The sequence below is a fragment of the Arsenophonus sp. ENCA genome (genome assembly GCF_002287155.1).
Classification (GTDB): Bacteria; Pseudomonadota; Gammaproteobacteria; order Enterobacterales; family Enterobacteriaceae; genus Arsenophonus; species Arsenophonus nilaparvatae.
This window is the reverse complement of sequence record NZ_NHNG01000430.1, coordinates 1-2,078: the sequence shown is the minus strand read 5'-3', so window position 1 is coordinate 2,078 and position 2,078 is coordinate 1. Positions and strand designations below refer to the sequence as shown.

The following is a 2,078-nucleotide window of genomic DNA, read 5'->3' as shown; positions in this document are numbered from 1 at the left end:
ATAGTAACAAACAAAGAGAATCCCACCCGTGAATACGTCAAATCTATCATGGATGCCCGTTGGTCTGTTGAAGTTTATCATCGAGAAGTTAAACAAAATTGTGGTATTGAACGCTGTCAGGCTCGCACGAGCCGAGCGCAAAGAAATCATATTTTTCTCGCTATTTCTGCGTGGTTTGAACAACATAAACGTCGTATATCTGAAAAAATAACCCTTTATCAACAAAATTGGGACGTAATCAAAAATGCTATTGCTGAGCACATCCGTGTTTTATTAGCGTACCCAAATTAGTTTTGTGCGAAACTCGTGTATAATTTATTTTAGGTTTGTCCTATTTAGATGAAATTTTTACTGTTAGGGATCTTTTTTATTAATTAAATTTTGTCCATCTTCTTGTTGCAACAGAAGGAAAATAAGTGAAGATGACAGAGTAATTATACCTATAGTAATAAATGTATAATGGAAATTATCAATATGATCACCATAAGGTAGCGATTCATAAAAGTGTAAAATTGCAGCGCTACTCGCAATACCAAAACTGATAGCAAGTTGTTGGGTTACAGCTAACATACTATTACCAGAACTGGCGTTGTTTTCTGTCAAATCCGCTAGAGTAAGTGTATTCATAGCGGTGAATTGGGTCGACATTGCCGCTCCCAGTAAAAATAAAGGAATTATCAAAATATAAATTGGCATATCAGGTGATTGCAATGAGAATTGAGTAATAATTAAGCCAATAATAAATGTTATGGTAAAAAGTGTTTTTTTATAGCCATATTGAGTTAATATTTTGGTCACAACAGATTTTGCCGATATTGAGCCTATCGCCATTGGAGCCATCATTAAACCAGCTGTAACCGCTGGGTGTCCAAATCCTACTTGCAACATCAACGGCATTAAAAACGGAATACAGCCTGTGCCTATACGGGTTATAACATTACCGGCTATACCGACAGAAAAGGTTCTTGTGCTAAATAAACTTAATGGAATAATTGAATAAGCGATTTTTCTTGCGTGTAATACATAAATAAAGAGTAAAAAAATACCGCCTAAAATTATAATTAATGGTGCATAATTGGTTAAATTTTCGTTATTAAAAAAATCTAAACTCACCGTCAACATTACAATTGCAGCACCAAAGAGAATAAATCCTATAGTATCAAAAGCGCGTTTAGGCATTTTAAAATCAGGCATATGTTTTAGTGCATATAAAATACCAAGTAAACCGATAGGGATATTAATAATAAATATCCAATGCCAACTGGTATAAGTTACTAAAAAACCACCAACTAAAGGGCCTAATATAGGTCCAACTAATCCCGGAATAGTGACAAAATTTAAAATAGGTAATAATTCACTGCGTGGGTAAGCTCTCAATAATGCAAGACGTGCAACAGGCATCATCATTGCACCGCCTATCCCTTGAATGATGCGAGAAAAAACTAAAAAAGCCAAAGATAATGACATTGCAGATAAGAAAGAGCCTAAAGAAAATAGACTAACTGCAAATATAAAAATTTTTCTTGTACCAAAGCGATCGGCTAACCATCCACTAACTGGAATAAGCAGAGCAACAGTTAATGTATAACTTATGACAGCAGATTGCATGGCTAAAGGAGAATGATTAAGACTTTTAGCTATCTCAGGCAATGCAGTATTTAAAATAGTTGCATCTAAGCTTTGCATAAAAAAGGCCATAGCTGCTATGACTGGTAGGCCAAACATATTTTGTATTGTTTTTAACATTCAATAACCTAAAAAATAAGGTAAACCGAAATAAATCAGATTTTAAAATAGATTATCTTTTATTTATTTTAGAAAATTATAGCACTAACAGATATCTAATGAATCATTACTTATATAACTTTGCGCGAGGCAATTGTTTCTAAATAATTCTAATGAATAAATTTAAAATTTAGATTCATAGCTCACTCATAACATAAATAAGATATTTTTGTCGAAAAAAACAGCAAACGACTAAAGTTTACAAATTATTGCTTGCCAGCTGCGTAAAACTGCCTATAATGTGCCCCCACTGAGTCAGTATAGAACGAATCAATTGAATTGAATTTTCTTGG

Annotated in this window: 2 protein-coding genes; one reads left to right on the top strand and one right to left on the bottom strand. The window is 33.3% G+C overall.

The window, feature by feature from the left end; translation table 11 throughout:
- The coding region (locus tag CBG25_RS11240) for a transposase (RefSeq protein ID WP_290603789.1) at positions 1-291 on the top strand (291 nt) is incomplete at its 5' end.
- Between the two features lie 63 nt (positions 292-354).
- Here CBG25_RS11240 and CBG25_RS11235 read toward each other — a convergent pair.
- Positions 355-1,746 (bottom strand): MFS transporter, encoded by a 1,392-nt coding sequence (locus CBG25_RS11235; protein ID WP_290606698.1) that lies wholly within the window; start codon positions 1,744-1,746, stop codon positions 355-357.
- Positions 1,747-2,078 lie beyond the last annotated feature (332 nt).